The sequence below is a fragment of the Hoyosella levis genome (assembly GCF_026008515.1).
Taxonomy (GTDB): domain Bacteria; phylum Actinomycetota; class Actinomycetes; order Mycobacteriales; family Mycobacteriaceae; genus Lolliginicoccus; species Lolliginicoccus levis.
Window position 1 is genome coordinate 292388 of record NZ_BQYM01000002.1, and the last position, 16923, is coordinate 309310.

Below are 16923 nucleotides of genomic sequence, written 5' to 3' on the forward strand. Positions count from 1 at the left end.
GTCAGCCGCGAGCGGTGTGGCGCAGCCACCACAGGCCGAGCAGCGGCAGCACGAGCGGGATGAACAGGTACCCGGACCCGTAGTGCGACCACACTGTCGGCTCCGGGAACCATTCCGGGACTACCAGGCTGACCGTGCCGACGATGAGAACCCCGGCGAACTCGATGAGGCACGACCACGCAGCGAGGCGACGGGAGACCGTGCTCGCGCGCGCGAGCGTGAAGGTGGCGACGATGTAGAACACGGCGGCTACCGCGGAGAGGCTGAACGCGATGGGAGCGACGTCGAACCGCTGCACGATCTGCACGAACGAGCGCGCCGCGGCGGCGAGGCTGAACACTGCGTAGAGGGCGATGAGCACGCGCCCCCCGCCGGTTCGGGTGCGCTCGCGCAACTGCTCCTCGTCGTGGGGACGGGCCGGGGTGGCAGGGCTCACGGCGCCAGCCCGCTCTCGGGGGCGACCCATAGCGCATACATGCGCAGCACCATGATCGGCACGGACATCAACGCGATGGTCAGTACACCGGCACCGGCACGAGTCCGGTCACCGAGCGCCCACCACACTGCGATGGGGAGGATCAGCGGCACACCGATGAGATAGAGGACGAACGTCAACGTGTCGATGTCGCGATCGCCCGAGATCAGCAGTACCACGCCAAGAACCGATTGCGCGATGGTCAGCAGTTCGACGAGGACAAGGGCGCCGAGCAGGACCTTGTCGGAGCGCCGGGCGGGGTCGAGGGGACTGCCCGCGATCACCTTGATGAACGTCCACAGCATGCCCGCGAGAGCGAGCGCGGTGATCGTGAGGGCAAGGGTCGTGTTCATCGCGTTCGGACTTTAGCACTCGCACCTCTTACACTCGCATCATGGCTGCTCACCCCACCGCCCCCATCATCGCCCCCTCGATCCTGTCGGCCGATTTCGCGCACCTGGCTGACGATGCCCGTGCTGTCGACAATGCCGACTGGCTGCACATCGACGTCATGGACGCCCATTTCGTGCCGAACCTGACCTTCGGCCTCCCCGTGGTCAAGAGCCTGATGAAGGCGTCGAGCAAGCCGTTCGATTGCCACCTGATGATCGAGAACCCGGAGCGGTGGGCCCCGCCGTATGCCGAGGCTGGTGCCTACAACGTGACGTTCCATGCCGAGGCCACCGACGATCCCGTCTCGGTCGCCCGCGCACTTCGCGCGGCAGGCTCCAAGGCTGGCCTGTCCATCAAGCCGGGCACCCCGCTCGAGCCCTACATCGAGATCCTCAAGGAGTTCGATGTGCTGCTGGTCATGAGCGTCGAGCCCGGATTCGGCGGCCAGAGCTTCATGCCCGAGGTGCTCGACAAGGTCCGCACGGCTCGCAGGCTCGTTGATTCCGGCGAGCTCGACCTCATGATCGAGATCGACGGCGGCATCGCGCTCGACACGATCGATGAGGCCGCAGCGGCCGGGGTGGATTGCTACGTGGCCGGATCAGCGGTCTACGGCGCGGCCGATCCGGCGGCGGCAGTGGACCAGCTGCGCGCGCGTGCCCGCGCCGCGGACCCGCGCTGCGCCAGCTAGCCAGGGGCCTGCGATGCGCGTGCACCTGGACGAGGCGATGCGCCAGGCCGTCGAGGCATCCGAGCAGGCGCGTGGCCGGACCAGCCCGAATCCACCGGTGGGCGCGGTCGTGCTCGATGTCGCGGGAATGATCGTTGGTGTCGGCGCCACGCAGCCGCCCGGGGGCCCGCACGCCGAGGTGATGGCCCTGCGCGAGGCGGGCGAGCGTGCGTTCGGTGGGACCATGGTGGTCACGCTCGAGCCCTGCGATCACTATGGGCGGACGCCGCCGTGCAGCCAGGCAGTGATCGACGCGGGCATCGCGCAGGTCCATTATGCGGTGGACGATCCGATGGCAATGGCCAGCGGCGGCGCGCGGACGCTTCGACGAGCCGGGGTCGTGGTCACTACTTGGTATGACCCCAGCGCGGTGACGCGTGGCCCGCTGCGGGCGTGGCTGCATCGCCAGCGCACGGGGCGCCCGCACGTCACCTACAAGTACGCTGCGTCCCTCGACGGCCGCTGTGCTGCCGAAGATGGCTCGAGCCAGTGGATCTCTGGCGTGGCGTCCCGGGCGCGGGACCGGCTCGAGCGCTCGCGGATCGATGCGATCATCGTGGGCACTGGCACGGTGCTCGCCGATGATCCGTGGCTGACCGCGCGGCTTCCCGATGGAAGCCTCGCCGACCATCAACCGGCGCGCGTGGTGGTGGGTACTCGCGAGCTGCCGCCGACGGCGCGGGTGCTCGATGATGCCGCGCCGACGATCCTCGTGCGGTCGCGGGATATCGCCGAGGTCATCGATTCGCTCGGCGATCGCACCGATGTGGTCCTCGAGGGCGGGCCGCACCTCGCGGGCGCTTTCTTCAAGGCCGGGCTTGTCGATCGGATCTCTGCCTATGTCGCGCCGATGATCCTCGGTGCTGGCACGCCCGCGGTCGTTGATGCTGGCGTCGGGAATATCGCTCGGGCGCACCGGTTTGACTGTGAGAGCGTCGAGATGCTCGGGGAGGATGTGCTCATCAGCCTCGTGCCGCGATAACGTGGAGGCCGACCGTCGGACAGGAGCGCGAGTGTTCACAGGAATCGTGGAGGAACGTGGCGAGATCGCCGCGATCGACACCATGGGTGATTTTGCCCGACTGACCGTTCTCGGGCCGCTGGTCGCCTCGGATGCCCGGCATGGGGACTCCATCGCGGTCAATGGCGTCTGCCTGACCGTGGTCGACGTCCTGTCCGAGGGCGCCTTCACTGCTGACGTGATGGGGGAGACCCTGGACCGCACGAGCCTGGGCAAGCTCGGCGAGGGCAGCGCCGTCAACCTTGAGCGCGCGATGGCGCTCGGTGCGCGGCTCGGCGGGCACATCGTGCAGGGTCATGTGGACGCGACCGGAACAGTCCTCACCCGCACCAGCGCGGACAAGTGGGAGATCGTCCGGGTCTCGCTGCCGGACCGCATCGCCCGATATGTCGTCGAGAAGGGCTCGATCACCGTGGATGGCGTATCACTGACCGTCTCGGCGGTGGGCGTCGATGTCCACGGCAGCTATTTTGAAGTTTCCCTCATACCGACCACACTGGACCTGACGATCCTCGGGCGCAGCCCGGTCGGCACCGTCGTGAACCTAGAGGTCGATGTGATCGCCAAGTATGTCGAGCGCCTCACGGCGTTCGCCCAGGAAGGGCCGCGTGATCTCGCGGCCGACGAACCCGGTGCCCCGGGCAGCCGGGCCGAGGAGCAGTAGCTGTGGTCAGATTCGACAGTGTCGAGAGGGCGATCGCCGATATCGCCGCGGGCAAGGCAGTCGTTGTCGTGGACGACGAGGATCGCGAGAACGAGGGCGATCTGATCTTCGCGGCCGAGATGGCGACCCCAGAGCTCGTGGCGTTCATGGTGCGCTACACCTCGGGGTACCTGTGCGTGCCCCTCGACGGCGCGGATTGCGACCGCCTTGGCCTGCTGCCGATGTATGCGGTCAACGAGGACAAGCACCAGACGGCCTACACCGTCACCGTGGACGCGCGGCAAGGCGTAGGCACTGGCATCTCCGCCGCGGATCGCGCCACGACCATGCAGTTGCTCTCGGATCCTGCCTCGCGCCCGGAGGACTTCTCCCGTCCAGGCCATGTGGTGCCGCTGCGCGCCAAGGAGGGTGGCGTGATGCGCCGCCCCGGCCATACCGAGGCGGCTGTGGATCTTGCCCGGCTCGCGGGCCTGCGCCCGGCCGGGGCGATCTGCGAGATCGTCAGCCAGAAGGACGAGGGCCACATGGCCCAGACCGATGAGCTGCGGGTCTTCGCGGATGAGCATGGCCTCTCCCTGATCTCTATCGCGGACCTGATCTCGTGGCGCCGCAAGAACGAGAAGCACGTGGTGCGCATCGCCGAGGCGCGCATCCCCACCCCGTACGGCGAGTTCCGTGCTGTTGGCTATCGCAGCATCTATGACGATGTCGAGCATGTGGCACTGGTGATGGGCGACGTGCAGAGTCCCGATGGCGCGGGCACGGACGTGCTGGTGCGGGTGCACTCGGAGTGCTTGACCGGCGACATCTTTGGCTCGCTGCGCTGCGATTGCGGACCCCAGCTCGATGCCGCGCTGCGGATGGTCGCCGAGGAGGGCCGGGGCATCGTGCTGTACATGCGGGGCCACGAGGGCCGGGGCATTGGTCTCATGCACAAGCTGCAGGCATACCAGCTGCAGGATGCGGGCTCGGATACCGTCGATGCGAACCTGCAGCTCGGGCTGCCCGCGGATGCGCGCGACTATGGAACGGGCGCGCAGATCCTCGTCGATCTGGGCGTGTCCACAATGCGTCTGCTGACGAACAATCCCGCCAAGCGGGTCGGCCTCGATGGATATGGGCTTGCGATCGTCGAGCGGGTGCCCATGCCGATCCGGGCGAACAAGGAGAACATCCGCTACCTGCGCACCAAGCGGGACCGGATGGGGCACGAGCTCGACGGTCTCGATGATCTTGATGATCTCAACGCGCTCGGCGGGGGCTCGCCCTCATGAGCGGCGAGGGGCAGCCGGAGCTGCAGCTCGACGATGCCAGCGACGTCTCCGTGGCGATCGTGGCCGGGCAGTGGCACAGCGAGATCGCCGAGGCATTGATCGCGGGCGCGCAGCGCGTCGCGGAGCGCAGTGCGGTGCGGAAGCTGACCCTCGTGCGGGTGGCGGGCTCGATGGAGCTTCCCGTCGTGGCGCAGCAGCTTGCCCGCACTCACGACGCCGTCGTGGCGCTCGGCGTGGTCATCCGCGGCGATACCCCGCACTTCGACTACGTCTGCCAATCGGTCACCGACGGGCTCACCCGCATCTCGCTGGATGAAGGCACACCGGTGGGCAATGGCGTGCTCACCGTCAACACCGAGGCCCAGGCGCGGGACCGGGCGGGGCTGCCTGGCTCCGCCGAGGACAAGGGCGCCCAGGCCTGCGGCGCTGCTCTTGATGTCGCGGTGACGCTGCGCCGCCTGCGCAGGGAGGCATGATGGCGTCTAGCAGCAGTCCTGGCTGGGAGCTGGTGCACCGTCCGCGCAAGATGCCCTGGATGGGCATCGCGGTGGCCGCCCTGGTCTTCAGCATCTTCGTGGCATTGACGGTGCTGCTGGGCACGTCGGATACCGGGATCAGCTTCCGCCCGGAGGACAAGGTCGCGATGATCGTGATCGGCGCGGTGCTGGCCTCTCTCTTCCTCCTGCTCACGCGGCCGCGCCTGCGCGTCGGCGAGCAGGGCGTGGGCGTGCGCAACTTCTTCTCGGAGCGCCTCGTGCCGTGGAACGAGGTGCTGGGCGCCCGGCTGCGGCCCGGTGGCGGCTGGGCCCGCCTCGAGCTTCCGGACGACGAGTACATCCCGCTCGTGGCCGTTCAGGCGACGGACGGCGAGCGCGCGATCCGTGCGATGGAGCAGTACTACCGGCTCGAGGCGCGCTACCGCGCCACCGGCGACGATTCCACTGTCGGAGCTGATCGCTAGCCTGGTTGCTGTGGCTGATCCCTCGACTTACCGTCCCGCTCCCGGAACCATCCCGACCGACCCCGGGGTGTATCGGTTCCGCGACGGCACCGGTCGCGTGCTCTACGTGGGCAAGGCGAAGAACCTGCGCAACCGGCTCAACTCCTATTTCGCCGACCTCACTGGCCTGCAGCCGCGCACCCGAAACATGGTCACCACCGCGACCGGCGTCGAGTGGACGGTCGTGGGCACGGAGGTCGAGGCGCTGCAGCTCGAGTACAACTGGATCAAGGAGTTCGATCCGCCGTTCAATGTGCGATACCGGGACGACAAGTCCTATCCGGTCCTCGCGGTCACGCTGAACGAGGAGCTGCCGCGGTTGTTCGTCTACCGGGGCCCCCGGCGCAAGGGAGTCCGCTACTTCGGGCCCTACTCGCACGCCTGGGCGATCCGCGAGACGCTCGATCTGTTGCTGCGGGTATTCCCGGCCCGCACCTGCTCGGCCGGCGTGCTGCGCCGCCACCAGCAGCTTGGTCGGCCCTGCCTGCTCGGCTACATCGACAAGTGCTCCGCGCCCTGCACGGGAACGGTCTCCGCCGCGGAGCATCGCCGCATCGTGGAGGATTTCTGCGACTTCCTGGCCGGGCGCACTGACCGCCTGGTCCGCCAGCTCGAGCAGGAGATGCGCGCCGCTGCCGAGGAGCTGGACTTCGAGAAGGCAGCGCGCCTGCGCGATGATGTCGGCGCGCTGCGCCGCGCCCTCGAGAAGCAGGCGGTGGTGCTCGGAGATGGCACTGATGCTGATGTGATCGCGTTCGCCCACGATGACCTCGAGATCTCGGTGCAGGTGTTCCATGTGCGGGACGGCAGGGTTCGGGGCCAGCGCGGCTGGGTCAACGAGAGGGTGGAGGACGCCAGCGAGGGTGAGATCGTCGAGGAGTTCCTCACGCAGTTCTATGGGGAGCAGTGGTCGCTGGCGCAGGCCGCCCCGGACTCGCAGGCCGCGACAGCGGGAGCGATTCCCAAGCTTGTCCTGGTGCCATCCATGCCCCCGGATCCCGAGAGCATGGAGCGCTGGCTCGCCCAGCAGCGCGGATCAGGCGTGACGGTGCGGGTGCCGCAGCGCGGTGACAAGCGCGCGCTTGCCGATACGGTGCAGCGCAACGCCGTGGAATCCCTGGCGCAGCACAAGCTCAAGCGCGCGGGCGATCTCACCGCCCGGTCGGCGGCCTTGCAGGAGCTGCAGGAGGCGCTCGATCTCGATTCCGCGCCGTTGCGCATCGAATGTGTCGACATCAGCCATGTGCAGGGCACCGATGTGGTGGGTTCGCTCGTCGTGTTCGAGGATGGCATCGCCAAGAAGTCCGACTACCGGCATTTCGCGATCAAGGAGGCCGCTGGGGACGGTCGTTCCGACGACGTCGCGAGCATCGCGGAAGTGACGCGTCGCCGGTTCGCGCGCCACGCCGCCGACCAAGCGCCGAGCGATCCAGCGGAAGCCGGGGAGAACGGGGACGGCGGGGCGAGCGAGGGGCCTGCGCCGGGAATCGATCCCGCGACCGGCCGACCGCGCCGGTTCGCCTATCCACCGAACCTCTACATCGTTGACGGGGGAGCGCCGCAGGTCAACGCAGCGGCCAGGGTCCTCGACGAGCTTGGCGTGACCGATGTGGCGGTGATCGGGCTGGCGAAGCGCCTCGAGGAGGTGTGGCTCCCTGACGACCCGTACCCGGCGATCCTCTCGCGGGGCAGCGATGCGCTGTTCCTGCTGCAGCGCGTTCGCGATGAGGCGCACCGCTTCGCCATCACCTTCCACCGGTCGAAGCGTTCCCGGCGCATGACAGCCTCGGCCCTCGATGCCATTCCCGGTCTCGGCAGCGCCCGCAAGACCGCGCTGGTCACACACTTCGGCTCGGTGGCGCGCTTGCGGGCGGCAAGCATCGAGGAGATCACGGGAGTGCCGGGCATCGGCGAGACGATCGCCCGCGCGGTGCACGAGGCGCTCAACGGGGAAAATCCCGCGCAGGACTCCCCACGGGCCGCTCCAGTCGAATAGCCTCTGGGGCATAGATCCTGCGGCATTGCCCCGGCGATTGCGGACGCCGGGGCAGCAGCATGGCACGATACCGAACTACGACAAGGACGGCATGGCGTGAGCGAGCACAGCAGTCCACCCGACATCGATGTTGCCCTGGTCACGGGTCTTTCCGGGGCAGGGCGGGGCACCTCGGCGAAGGTCCTCGAGGATCTTGATTGGTATGTCGTGGACAATGCCCCGGCCGAGGTCGTGCCGGAGATCATCGACCTCGGACGCAACGCCGAGAACCCGATCCGTCGTCTAGCGGTGGTGCTCGACGTGCGCAGCAGGGCCTTCGCTGGCGGCCTGGAGACGGTGGCCCGCGAGCTCGCCGAGCGTGGCATCCGCCCCCGGATCGTCTTCCTCGAGGCCTCTGATGCGGCGCTCGTGCAGAGGTTCGAGCAGGTGCGCCGCAGCCACCCCCTGCAGGGCGACGGGACGCTGCTCGAGGGCATCGCCGCGGAGCGGCAGCTCGTCGCGCCGGTGCGTGGCATGGCCGATATCGTCATCGACACGTCGAACTTGTCGGTCCATGATCTCCGCGCGCTCCTCGAGCCCGCGTTCGAGGATCCCGATAGTGCCCGCATCCGCGTCGCGGTGGTGTCGTTCGGGTTCAAGTACGGGCTGCCGCTCGATGTGGACATGGTGGTGGACGTGCGCTTCCTGCCGAACCCGCATTGGGTGCCCGAGCTGCGCAGCAATACTGGCCAGGACGCGGGCGTGCGCGACTACGTGCTGTCCCAGGATGGGGCCAAGCAGTTCCTCGGCACGTTCCGCGAGCTGCTCGAGCCAGTGCTGCGGGGCTATCGCGTCGAGGGCAAGCGGTACATGACCATCGGCGTGGGCTGCACGGGCGGCAAGCATCGCAGCGTCGCCATGACCGAGGCGCTCGCCGCGATGCTCGCCGAGGATGCCGAGCTGACGGTGCGCACCCGCCACCGGGATCTGGGCAAGGAATGAGCTCGGCCGTCGTCGCGCTCGGCGGAGGGCACGGGCTGTACGCCACGCTCACCGCTGCACGCACGCTCACCAAGGACATCACCGCTGTCGTGACGGTCGCCGATGATGGTGGTTCCTCCGGCCGGTTGCGCTCCGAGCTGAATCTCGTGCCGCCGGGCGACCTGCGCATGGCGCTCGCTGCTCTCGCGGGGGACGACGAGCACGCCCTGTTGTGGCGCGATGTCATCCAGCATCGGTTCCGGGGCACCGGCGCCCTCGCCGGCCATGCCGTCGGGAACCTCATCCTCGCTGGGCTCGCGGAGGTGAAGAATGACATCATCGCCGCGCTCGATGAGCTTGGCCGCATCCTGCAGCTCGACGGGCGCGTGCTGCCCATGGCGACGATCCCGCTGCAGATAGAGGCTGATGTCGTCGGGCTCGAGGAGGATCCCCGCATCAGTCGTGTCATTCGCGGACAGGTCGCGGTAGCCACGACGCCCGGCAGGGTACGCCGCGTGCGGCTGCTCCCCGGAAGCCCCATGGCCTGCGCGGAAGCCGTCGAGGCGATCGACAATGCGGATCTTGTTGTGCTGGGACCGGGTTCATGGTTCAGCAGTGTCATCCCGCACGTCCTCGTCCCCGAGCAGCGGGAGGCGCTCATCCGTACCCGGGCGCGGCGGGCGCTAGTCCTCAATCTCGGGCCGCAGGCTGGGGAGACCGCAGGATTCTCCGCTGAGCGGCATCTTCACGTACTCTCGCAACACGCACCTAGTTTTCGCGTCGACCAGATCATCGTGGATAGCGGCACCGTGCCCCCGGGCAGCGAGCGCGCTCATCTCGCCCGGGCGGCCGCCCAACTAGGTGCCGAGGTGCGATACGCCGATGTATCCGTGCATGGGACCAGCAAGCATGACGTCGGCAAGCTCGGCGCGGTTCTCGGTGATGTTCTCGCCGGATGACGCCCGGGCTCGCGGCCCAGCGGGATGGCTCGTGCGATCGCGCCTAGGAACTGACCCGAGGAACGATCGGAAGGAAACGACACCGTGGCAATGACTGCGGAGGTCAAGGATGAGCTGAGCCGGCTGTCCATCACCCAAGTGAGCGCCCGCAAGGCGGAGGTCTCCTCCTTGCTGCGGTTCTCCGGCGGGCTGCACATCGTGGCGGGGCGCGTGGTCGTCGAGGCAGACGTCGATACCGGTTCGGTGGCACGGCGGCTGAGGCGCGACATCCATGAGCTCTATGGCTACCCGTCCGAGATCCATGTCATCGGAGCGACTGGCATACGCAAGAACACCCGCTACGTCGTGCGCGTCGCGAAGGATGGCGAGGCGCTCGCGCGGCAGACCGGACTGCTCGACCTGCGTGGCCGACCGGTGCGTGGACTGCCCGCGCACGTGGTGGGGGGCGGCATCGCGGACTCCGAGGCCGCGTGGCGTGGCGCGTTCCTCGCGCACGGCTCCCTGACGGAGCCGGGTCGATCAGCTGCGCTCGAGATCGGCTGCCCCGGTCCGGAAGCTGCCATGGCGCTCGTCGGTGCCGCACGGCGCATGGGCATCACCGCGAAGGCCCGCGAGGTGCGGGGAGCTGATCGCGTGGTCGTCCGCGATGGTGATGCCATTGGTGCACTCCTGACCCGGATGGGCGCGCAGGATCTCCGGCTCGTGTGGGAGGAGCGGCGCATCCGCCGCGAGGTCCGCGCGACCGCGAACCGCCTCGCGAACTTCGATGATGCGAACCTGCGCCGGTCCGCGCGCGCCGCGGTCGCGGCCGCCGCGAAGGTCGAGCGCGCGCTGGACATCCTCGGCGAGGAGGCGCCCGAGCATCTTGCCGCCGCTGGCCGCTTGCGCATCGAGCACCGGCAATCGTCCCTCGAGGAGCTTGGCCAGCTCGCTGATCCGCCCCTGACCAAGGATGCGGTAGCGGGTCGGATCCGGCGCCTGCTGTCGATGGCGGACCGGCGCGCCCGCGAGATGGGCATGCCCGATACCGAATCGGCTGTCACCCCGGAGCTGCTCGAGGACGCCTAGCCACGAGCGCGGGTTACAAGCAAGTTTCCCCGGTTAGGACGGCGCGAAAGGTCCGCTCGGCAGCGGACTTCCTCGCCTCGCGCGGCTACTGTGGTGGGCAACCTCGTCGATGATCATGCACATCGCAAGCGAAGGAGCCCACCATGACAGTCCGCGTTGGCATCAATGGCTTCGGCCGGATCGGCCGCAACCTCTTCCGCGCCGTCGACGAGCTCCGGGCCTCCCGTGGGGACGACATCGAGATCGTGGCGATCAACGATCTGACCGAGAACGAGACCCTCGCCCACCTGCTGCGCTTCGACACTATCCTGGGCCGCTACCAGGGGGAGGTCGTGGTGGAGGACGACGCCCTCGTCATTGATGGTCGGCGGATACGCGCGTTGTCGATCAAGGAGGGTCCCAAGGCGCTGCCCTGGGGCGATCTCGGCGTTGATGTGGTGATCGAGTCCACGGGCCGGTTCACCGATGCGGCAGAGGCACGGGGCCACCTCGACGCCGGGGCACGCAAGGTCATCATCTCCGCCCCGGCCAAGGGTGACGACCTCACCGTCGTCATGGGCGTCAACGAGGACCAGTACGACGGCAGCCAGGACATCATCTCCAACGCGTCCTGCACCACCAATTGCCTCGCCCCGCTGGTCAAGGTGCTCGACGACGAGTTCGGCGTCGAGCATGGGCTGATGACCACCATCCACGCCTACACGCAGGACCAGAACCTCCAGGACGGGCCCCACCGCGACCTGCGCCGGGGCCGTGCCGCCGCGATGAACATCGTGCCCACCTCCACCGGCGCGGCAAAGGCCATCGGACGGGTGATCCCGCACCTCGACGGCAAGCTCGACGGGTACGCGCTGCGCGTTCCCGTGCCGGTGGGGTCGATCACCGACCTGACCGCGGTGGTGCGTGCCCGCGCGAGCATCGACGACATCAACGAGGCCTACCGGGCGGCGGCGGCCGAGGGGCGGCTGCGGGGAATCCTGAAGTTCAGCGATGCACCGCTAGTGTCAAGCGATATCGTGACCGATGCGCATTCGTCGATCTTTGATGCACCGCTGACAAAAGTAATCGGCGACCACGTGAAAGTGGTCAGCTGGTATGACAACGAATGGGGCTACTCGAACCGCCTCGCCGACCTCGTCAGGATGGTCGGTGCATCGCTGTGAGGGACTAGGAACATACGCTATGACTGTGAAGACGCTCAAGGAACTGCTCGAGGCTGGCGTGGATGGTCGAACCGTCCTCGTCCGGTCGGACCTGAACGTGCCGCTCAAGGACGGCGTGATCACCGATGCGGGCCGCATCATCGCCTCGGCCCCCACGATCGGCGCGCTCGCCGACGCCGGGGCACGCGTGATCGTCACCGCCCATCTCGGGCGCCCCAAGGGTGGCCCGGATCCCGCTCTGTCCCTCGCGCCCGTGGCCCAGCGGCTCGGCGACGAGCTCGACCGCTACATCCAGCTCGCCGGTGACGTCGTTGGCCAGGACGCCCAGGAGAGGGCCGCGGGGCTCACCGAGGGCGATGTGCTCCTCGTGGAGAACGTTCGCTTCGATCCGCGCGAGACCAGCAAGGATGATGCCGAGCGCCAGGCCATGGCCCGTGACCTCGCTGCCCTCGCCGGACCGGACGGGGCGTTCGTCTCCGATGGATTCGGCGTTGTGCACCGCAAGCAGGCCTCCGTCGTTGACATTGCCGCGCTGCTGCCAAGCTACGCCGGTGGTCTTGTCGCGGCCGAGGTCGAGGTGCTGGCCAACCTCGCCGAATCGCCCGAGCGTCCCTACACGGTGGTGCTCGGTGGATCCAAGGTCTCGGACAAGCTGGCGGTGATCGAGGCTCTCGCGCCCAAGGTCGATTCGCTCATCATCGGCGGCGGCATGTGCTTCACCTTCCTCGCCGCGCAGGACCTGCAGGTCGGTTCGTCGCTGCTGCAGGAAGAAATGATCGACACCTGCAAGGATCTGCTCGATCGCTATGGCGATGTGATCCACCTTCCCTCCGACATCGAGGTCGCCACCGAGTTCAACGAGGAATCCGACTCGAACTCGGTCGCGTCCACCGCCATGATGGATGACTGGATCGGCCTGGATATCGGGCCGGAATCAGTGCGCCACTTCGCGGCCGTCCTCGCCGAGTCCCGCACCATCTTCTGGAACGGCCCGATGGGGGTGTTCGAGATGGAGAAGTTCGCCCTCGGCACGCGCGGAGTGGCCGAGGCCATCATCGAGGCCACCGGCAAGGGCGCGTTCACGGTTGTCGGCGGCGGGGATTCCGCTGCAGCGGTGCGCGCGCTGGGCCTTCCCGAGAGTGGCTTCTCGCACATCTCCACCGGTGGTGGCGCCTCGCTGGAGTACCTCGAGGGCAAGGACCTGCCTGGTATCACGGTGCTCAGCGAGCCGACGGGGGTCTGATCGATGCCACGGACACCGCTGATCGCGGGCAACTGGAAGATGAACATGAATCACCTGGAGGCCATCGCGCTCGTCCAGAAGATCTCGTTCGCCCTTCCCAGCAAGTACTACGGCAAGGTCGATGTCGCGGTGCTCCCGCCGTTCACCGACCTGCGCAGCGTGCAGCAGATCATCGATAGCGACAAGCTCAAGCTCCGCTACGGGGCGCAGGACATCTCCGTGCACGATTCCGGCGCCTACACCGGCGAGATCAGCGGACCCATGCTCGCCAAGCTTGGTTGCACGTACGCGGTGGTCGGGCACTCCGAGCGGCGCACCCATCATCACGAGGATGATGCGCTCGTGGCCAGCAAGGCCAAGGCCGCGCTCACGCACGGGCTCATCCCGATCATCTGCATCGGCGAGGGCCTCGATATCCGGGAAGCCGGAGAGCACGTCGAGCACAATCTCGCCCAGCTGCGCGGCTCGCTCGAGGGGATCAGCAGCAAGGACCTGCCCAAGGTGATCATCGCCTACGAGCCGGTGTGGGCGATCGGCACCGGCAAGGTCGCCTCGGCCGCCGACGCGCAGGAAGTATGCGCGGCGATCCGCTCGGAGCTCTCGCGCGTTGCCTCCCCGGAGACCGCGGGCGCGATGCGGATCCTGTATGGCGGATCGGTCAGCTCGAAGAACGTTCGCTCACTGGTCGCGGAATCCGATGTCGATGGTGCCCTTGTCGGAGGAGCCTCGCTGAAGTCCGATGATTTCGCCCAGCTATGCGCCATCGCTGCGGGCGGCCCGTTCTAGAACACGCTTCCAGGCGCCGCTTATGGCCACCGCCGCCGCTCAGCGGTGCTGCCACGATGATGCTTGCCGGTCTGGCGATTCGAAACCGGATCGCCAGCCGGGTAAGCTCACGCCAGACAACGAGCCAGTACCGCCCCGATGGCCTCCGGGCGCGTCGGGAAACCACACACCTGCGAGAAAGAGTTCCATGTCACTGTTCCTGGACATCCTGCTGGTCAGTACGAGCATCATCATGGTGATGCTGGTGCTGCTGCACCGCGCCAAGGGCGGCGGACTGTCATCGCTGTTCGGTGGTGGCATGCAGTCGAGCCTGGCGGGTTCCACTGTTGCCGAGAAGAACCTCAACAGATTCACGGTGTACGTGGCGATAGTCTGGGCCGTGGCGATCGTGGGGATGGGCCTGCAGGTCCGCTACGGCTGATCCTTCTCGATCTGGCCCCGTCTCGCTAGGCGACGAGCGCGCTGGTGCTCGAAGACGGTTCGGTGTGGTTCTCGATCCATGCGCGGATGCGCGGCCGGTGCACAAGCACGATGAGGATCGGTGTGGCGATCGCGATGCTCGCCGCGTTCACGTAGTCGGCCGTCATGAGATAGCCCAGCACTGCCACCATGCCGAGGCTTGCATAGAGCGTAGAGAGAAACGGCACTGTGGGGCGCCAGTAGTTGCGGGCCGCCCACACACTGACCGCGGTGATCGTGACGATGCACGAAACCAGCACCCACGATTGCCAGTACGCGCCGAGCGACACGCCCTCGGGGCGGTCGAGGTCCAGCCAGCGCGTCACTGTCATGAGGGCCGCTGTGACGGTGAGGATCGTGCTCGCGATCACATTGATCACTTCCCGGCGCGAGAAGTGCCGCGTGGGCACGATGATGTCCTCGCTCGACCGTGCCAGGGCTGAGTTCTCCAGCGCCGCCTTCGCCGGGGCGGATCCGGGGGAGCGGGTGATGCGATCGATCCACGGTGCCACACTGAGCACGAGGATGGCTGTGAGAACCACGACCACGCCCAGGGCACTGGAGAGCGCTTCCCAGAGACGGCCAGCTAGCAGGTCGATGCCGATCCCGGCGCCAGCGAGCATCACGTAGGCGCGGCCAAGGAACCGGGATGCCCTGCCCCGGTAGCTCCGTGCCGCCCAGATCGCAGCCGGAACGAGGAGCGCCACGCAGGAGAGCACGCCGACCCGGCGCCACGCCCCGACGCTTCCCGGGATGTCTGGCCAGAGCAGCGCCGCGTGGAAGCACAGTCCGCCAGCGAGCGCGAGGAACGCGGCCAGGTTGACTATCTCATGCCGCTTCATGGCAGTTCCTGTGCTGAGTCTTGGTCGAGGTACCAGGTGGTGCGCAGGGCGCCCGTCGCGGCGGCTGCGGGGCATTCCTGCACTGGCGCGCCATGGAGAGCCGCGGCAACAGCGCTCGCCTTGCCCGCGCCAGAGACCAGCAACCACACCTCTTCGCTGTGCTGCACCGCCGGGAAGGTGAGAGTGAGTCGTTGCGCGGGAGGCTTGGGCGATGCGGTCACGGCCACCACGTGGCGATCATGCTCGGCAACGGCAGGGTCGTGCGGGAACAAGGAGTTGATGTGCCCGTCCGGGCCCATCCCGAGCAGGTGCACATCAAACCGGGGCAACCCGCCATTGCCTAGTAGGTGCAGGTGCTCCTCGTAGGCCAGCGCGGCCCTCGCCGGATCGCCAGCGAACTCGCCCTCGTTGGCGGGCATGCGGTGGATCCGTGCGGCATCGAGCGGCATATGGGCGAGCAGCGCCTCATCGGCCTGGGTGTCGTTGCGATCCGGGTCCCCGGTGGGCAGGAAGCGCTCATCGCCCCAGAAGATGTCGATGCGCTGCCAGTCGATGCTCTGGTGATCGCGCAGTTGCTCGAGCACCGCGATGCCCGTGCTGCCGCCAGTGATAACGATGCTGGCACTGCCGTAGCGGCGCTGCGCTGCTGCTATGGCGTCGGAGAGGTCCTGCGCAGCGGCGCAGGCCAGGGTGGTGGCATCGGGGTGGACGAGGATCTCTGGCGTGGCCATGGGCCCGGTCCGGTCAGCCCTGCGCTCGCGCGTCGCGGATCTGCGCCTCGATCGCCTCGAGCAGCTCGCCCCACGACTTCTCGAACTTGTCGACACCCTCGGTCTCGAGCTGCGCGAACACATCGTCGAGGTCGATGCCGACTGCGGTGAGCGCGTCGAATACCTGCTGCGATTCGGCAGCCGTGCCGCTGATGGTGTCGCCATGCACCGGGCCATGATCGGCGGTGGCCTCCAGCGTCTTCTCCGGCATGGTGTTGACGGTCTGCGGCGCGACGAGCTCGGTGACGTAGAGGGTGTCGGGATACTCGGGATTCTTCACGCCGGTGGAGGCCCAGAGCGGGCGCTGCGCGTGCGCTCCGGCGTCGGCGAGGGTGTTCCACAGGTCGTTGGAGCCGCCGAACACCCGCTCGAACAGGGCGTAGGCGAGTCGCGCATTGGCCAGCGCTGCCTTGCCGCGCAGCGCGAGAGCTTCGTCGCTACCGATCTCCTCGAGGCGCTTGTCGATCTCCGTATCGACGCGGGAGACGAAGAAGGAAGCGACCGAGTGCACGTGCGAGATGTCGCGCCCGATGTGGCGGGCCTTCTCGAGCCCGGCGAGGAAAGCGCCGATGACGGCCTCGTAGCGGTGCACGGAGAAGATCAGGGTGACATTGACGCTGACACCCTCGCCGATGACACGGGTGATCGCGGGCAGCCCGGCCTCGGTGGCGGGGATCTTGATCAGCACGTTGGGCCGATCAACGATCTTCCACAGCTCGAGGGCCTGCGCGACGGTGGAGATGGTGTCATGAGCGAGCCGCGGATCGACCTCGATGGAGACGCGGCCGTCGATGCCTCCGCTTGCCTCATAGACGGGGGCGAGCACATCGCAGGCGCGCCGGACATCATCGGTGGTCAGCACACGGATGACCTCGTCGACGTCGGCGCCCCGGCCGACGAGCTCGGTGAACTGTGCCTGGTAGGCATCGCCCTTGGTGAGCGCGCCCTGGAAGATGGTGGGGTTGGTGGTGACGCCGACGACGCTGCGGGTGTCGATCAGCTCGGCGAGGTTCCCCGAATCGAGCCGCTCGCGGGAGAGATCGTCGAGCCAGACGGAGACACCAGCGGCGCTGAGCTGGGCCAGGTTGCTGTTCTGGGTATCGGGCACGGTAGCCAACCT

General features: G+C 67.8%; 19 protein-coding genes. 14 read left to right on the top strand and 5 right to left on the bottom strand.

Annotated features, from left to right (window positions below; translation table 11 throughout):
* Position 1 precedes the first annotated feature (1 nt).
* Both QC765_RS03510 and QC765_RS03515 read right to left on the bottom strand, forming a co-directional pair.
* A complete protein-coding gene (locus tag QC765_RS03510; protein WP_278313022.1) occupies positions 2–436 on the bottom strand; it encodes a hypothetical protein in 435 nt (144 codons plus the stop codon).
* Positions 433–828, bottom strand: a complete 396-nt coding sequence (locus QC765_RS03515) for a hypothetical protein (RefSeq protein ID WP_278313023.1) — start codon at positions 826–828, stop codon at positions 433–435. The genes QC765_RS03510 and QC765_RS03515 overlap by 4 nt, the downstream gene beginning before the upstream one ends.
* A gap of 41 nt (positions 829–869) precedes the next feature.
* Between QC765_RS03515 and rpe the strand changes: the two genes are divergently transcribed.
* The 14 genes from rpe (at position 870) to secG (ending at position 14153) form a co-directional block, all read left to right on the top strand.
* Complete coding sequence (gene rpe, locus QC765_RS03520; RefSeq protein ID WP_278313024.1) at positions 870–1559, top strand: ribulose-phosphate 3-epimerase; 690 nt, start codon at positions 870–872, stop codon at positions 1557–1559.
* A gap of 13 nt (positions 1560–1572) precedes the next feature.
* The gene (gene ribD, locus QC765_RS03525; protein WP_278313025.1) at positions 1573–2580 is read left to right on the top strand and encodes a bifunctional diaminohydroxyphosphoribosylaminopyrimidine deaminase/5-amino-6-(5-phosphoribosylamino)uracil reductase RibD; all 1008 of its coding nucleotides are present in this window, start codon (positions 1573–1575) and stop codon (positions 2578–2580) included.
* A 31-nt stretch (positions 2581–2611) separates the two neighbouring features.
* Positions 2612–3283: a riboflavin synthase gene (locus tag QC765_RS03530; RefSeq protein ID WP_278313026.1), complete on the top strand. Its 672-nt coding sequence runs from the start codon at positions 2612–2614 to the stop codon at positions 3281–3283.
* Positions 3284–3285: 2 nt separating this feature from the next.
* Positions 3286–4557, top strand: coding sequence for a bifunctional 3,4-dihydroxy-2-butanone-4-phosphate synthase/GTP cyclohydrolase II (locus tag QC765_RS03535; protein ID WP_278313027.1), 1272 nt, complete (start codon positions 3286–3288; stop codon positions 4555–4557).
* On the top strand, positions 4554–5033 hold the full coding sequence (gene ribH / locus QC765_RS03540) for a 6,7-dimethyl-8-ribityllumazine synthase (RefSeq protein ID WP_278313028.1): 480 nt from the start codon (positions 4554–4556) through the stop codon (positions 5031–5033). The genes QC765_RS03535 and ribH overlap by 4 nt, the downstream gene beginning before the upstream one ends.
* Positions 5033–5518, top strand: coding sequence for a PH domain-containing protein (locus QC765_RS03545; RefSeq protein ID WP_278313029.1), 486 nt, complete (start codon positions 5033–5035; stop codon positions 5516–5518). The genes ribH and QC765_RS03545 overlap by 1 nt, the downstream gene beginning before the upstream one ends.
* 10 nt (positions 5519–5528) lie before the next feature.
* Entirely contained in the window at positions 5529–7553 is a 2025-nt protein-coding gene (uvrC, locus tag QC765_RS03550) for an excinuclease ABC subunit UvrC (RefSeq protein WP_278313030.1), read from the top strand.
* 96 nt (positions 7554–7649) lie between these two features.
* Positions 7650–8534, top strand: coding sequence for an RNase adapter RapZ (gene rapZ / locus QC765_RS03555; protein WP_278313031.1), 885 nt, complete (start codon positions 7650–7652; stop codon positions 8532–8534).
* Complete coding sequence (locus QC765_RS03560) at positions 8531–9472, top strand: gluconeogenesis factor YvcK family protein (RefSeq protein WP_278313032.1); 942 nt, start codon at positions 8531–8533, stop codon at positions 9470–9472. The genes rapZ and QC765_RS03560 overlap by 4 nt, the downstream gene beginning before the upstream one ends.
* Positions 9473–9556: 84 nt before the next feature.
* The gene (gene whiA, locus QC765_RS03565) at positions 9557–10540 is read left to right on the top strand and encodes a DNA-binding protein WhiA (protein ID WP_507762897.1); all 984 of its coding nucleotides are present in this window, start codon (positions 9557–9559) and stop codon (positions 10538–10540) included.
* Positions 10541–10683: 143 nt separating this feature from the next.
* Positions 10684–11703: a type I glyceraldehyde-3-phosphate dehydrogenase gene (gene gap, locus QC765_RS03570; RefSeq protein ID WP_278313033.1), complete on the top strand. Its 1020-nt coding sequence runs from the start codon at positions 10684–10686 to the stop codon at positions 11701–11703.
* Positions 11704–11722: 19 nt separating this feature from the next.
* Complete coding sequence (locus QC765_RS03575) at positions 11723–12946, top strand: phosphoglycerate kinase (protein ID WP_278313034.1); 1224 nt, start codon at positions 11723–11725, stop codon at positions 12944–12946.
* Positions 12947–12949: 3 nt separating this feature from the next.
* Positions 12950–13732 carry a triose-phosphate isomerase gene (gene tpiA, locus QC765_RS03580; protein WP_278313035.1) on the top strand — a complete coding sequence of 261 codons (783 nt, stop codon included), beginning with the start codon at positions 12950–12952 and terminating at the stop codon, positions 13730–13732.
* Between the two features lie 187 nt (positions 13733–13919).
* Positions 13920–14153, top strand: coding sequence for a preprotein translocase subunit SecG (secG, locus tag QC765_RS03585; protein WP_278313036.1), 234 nt, complete (start codon positions 13920–13922; stop codon positions 14151–14153).
* Between the two features lie 25 nt (positions 14154–14178).
* Here secG and QC765_RS03590 read toward each other — a convergent pair whose 3' ends face one another.
* From QC765_RS03590 to tal, 3 genes are read right to left on the bottom strand one after another with little or no spacing between them, the layout of a single operon-like run.
* On the bottom strand, positions 14179–15033 hold the full coding sequence (locus QC765_RS03590) for a hypothetical protein (RefSeq protein ID WP_278313037.1): 855 nt from the start codon (positions 15031–15033) through the stop codon (positions 14179–14181).
* Positions 15030–15764 carry a 6-phosphogluconolactonase gene (gene pgl / locus QC765_RS03595; protein ID WP_278313038.1) on the bottom strand — a complete coding sequence of 245 codons (735 nt, stop codon included), beginning with the start codon at positions 15762–15764 and terminating at the stop codon, positions 15030–15032. The genes QC765_RS03590 and pgl overlap by 4 nt, the downstream gene beginning before the upstream one ends.
* 13 nt (positions 15765–15777) lie before the next feature.
* The gene (tal, locus tag QC765_RS03600) at positions 15778–16911 is read right to left on the bottom strand and encodes a transaldolase (protein ID WP_278313039.1); all 1134 of its coding nucleotides are present in this window, start codon (positions 16909–16911) and stop codon (positions 15778–15780) included.
* Positions 16912–16923 lie beyond the last annotated feature (12 nt).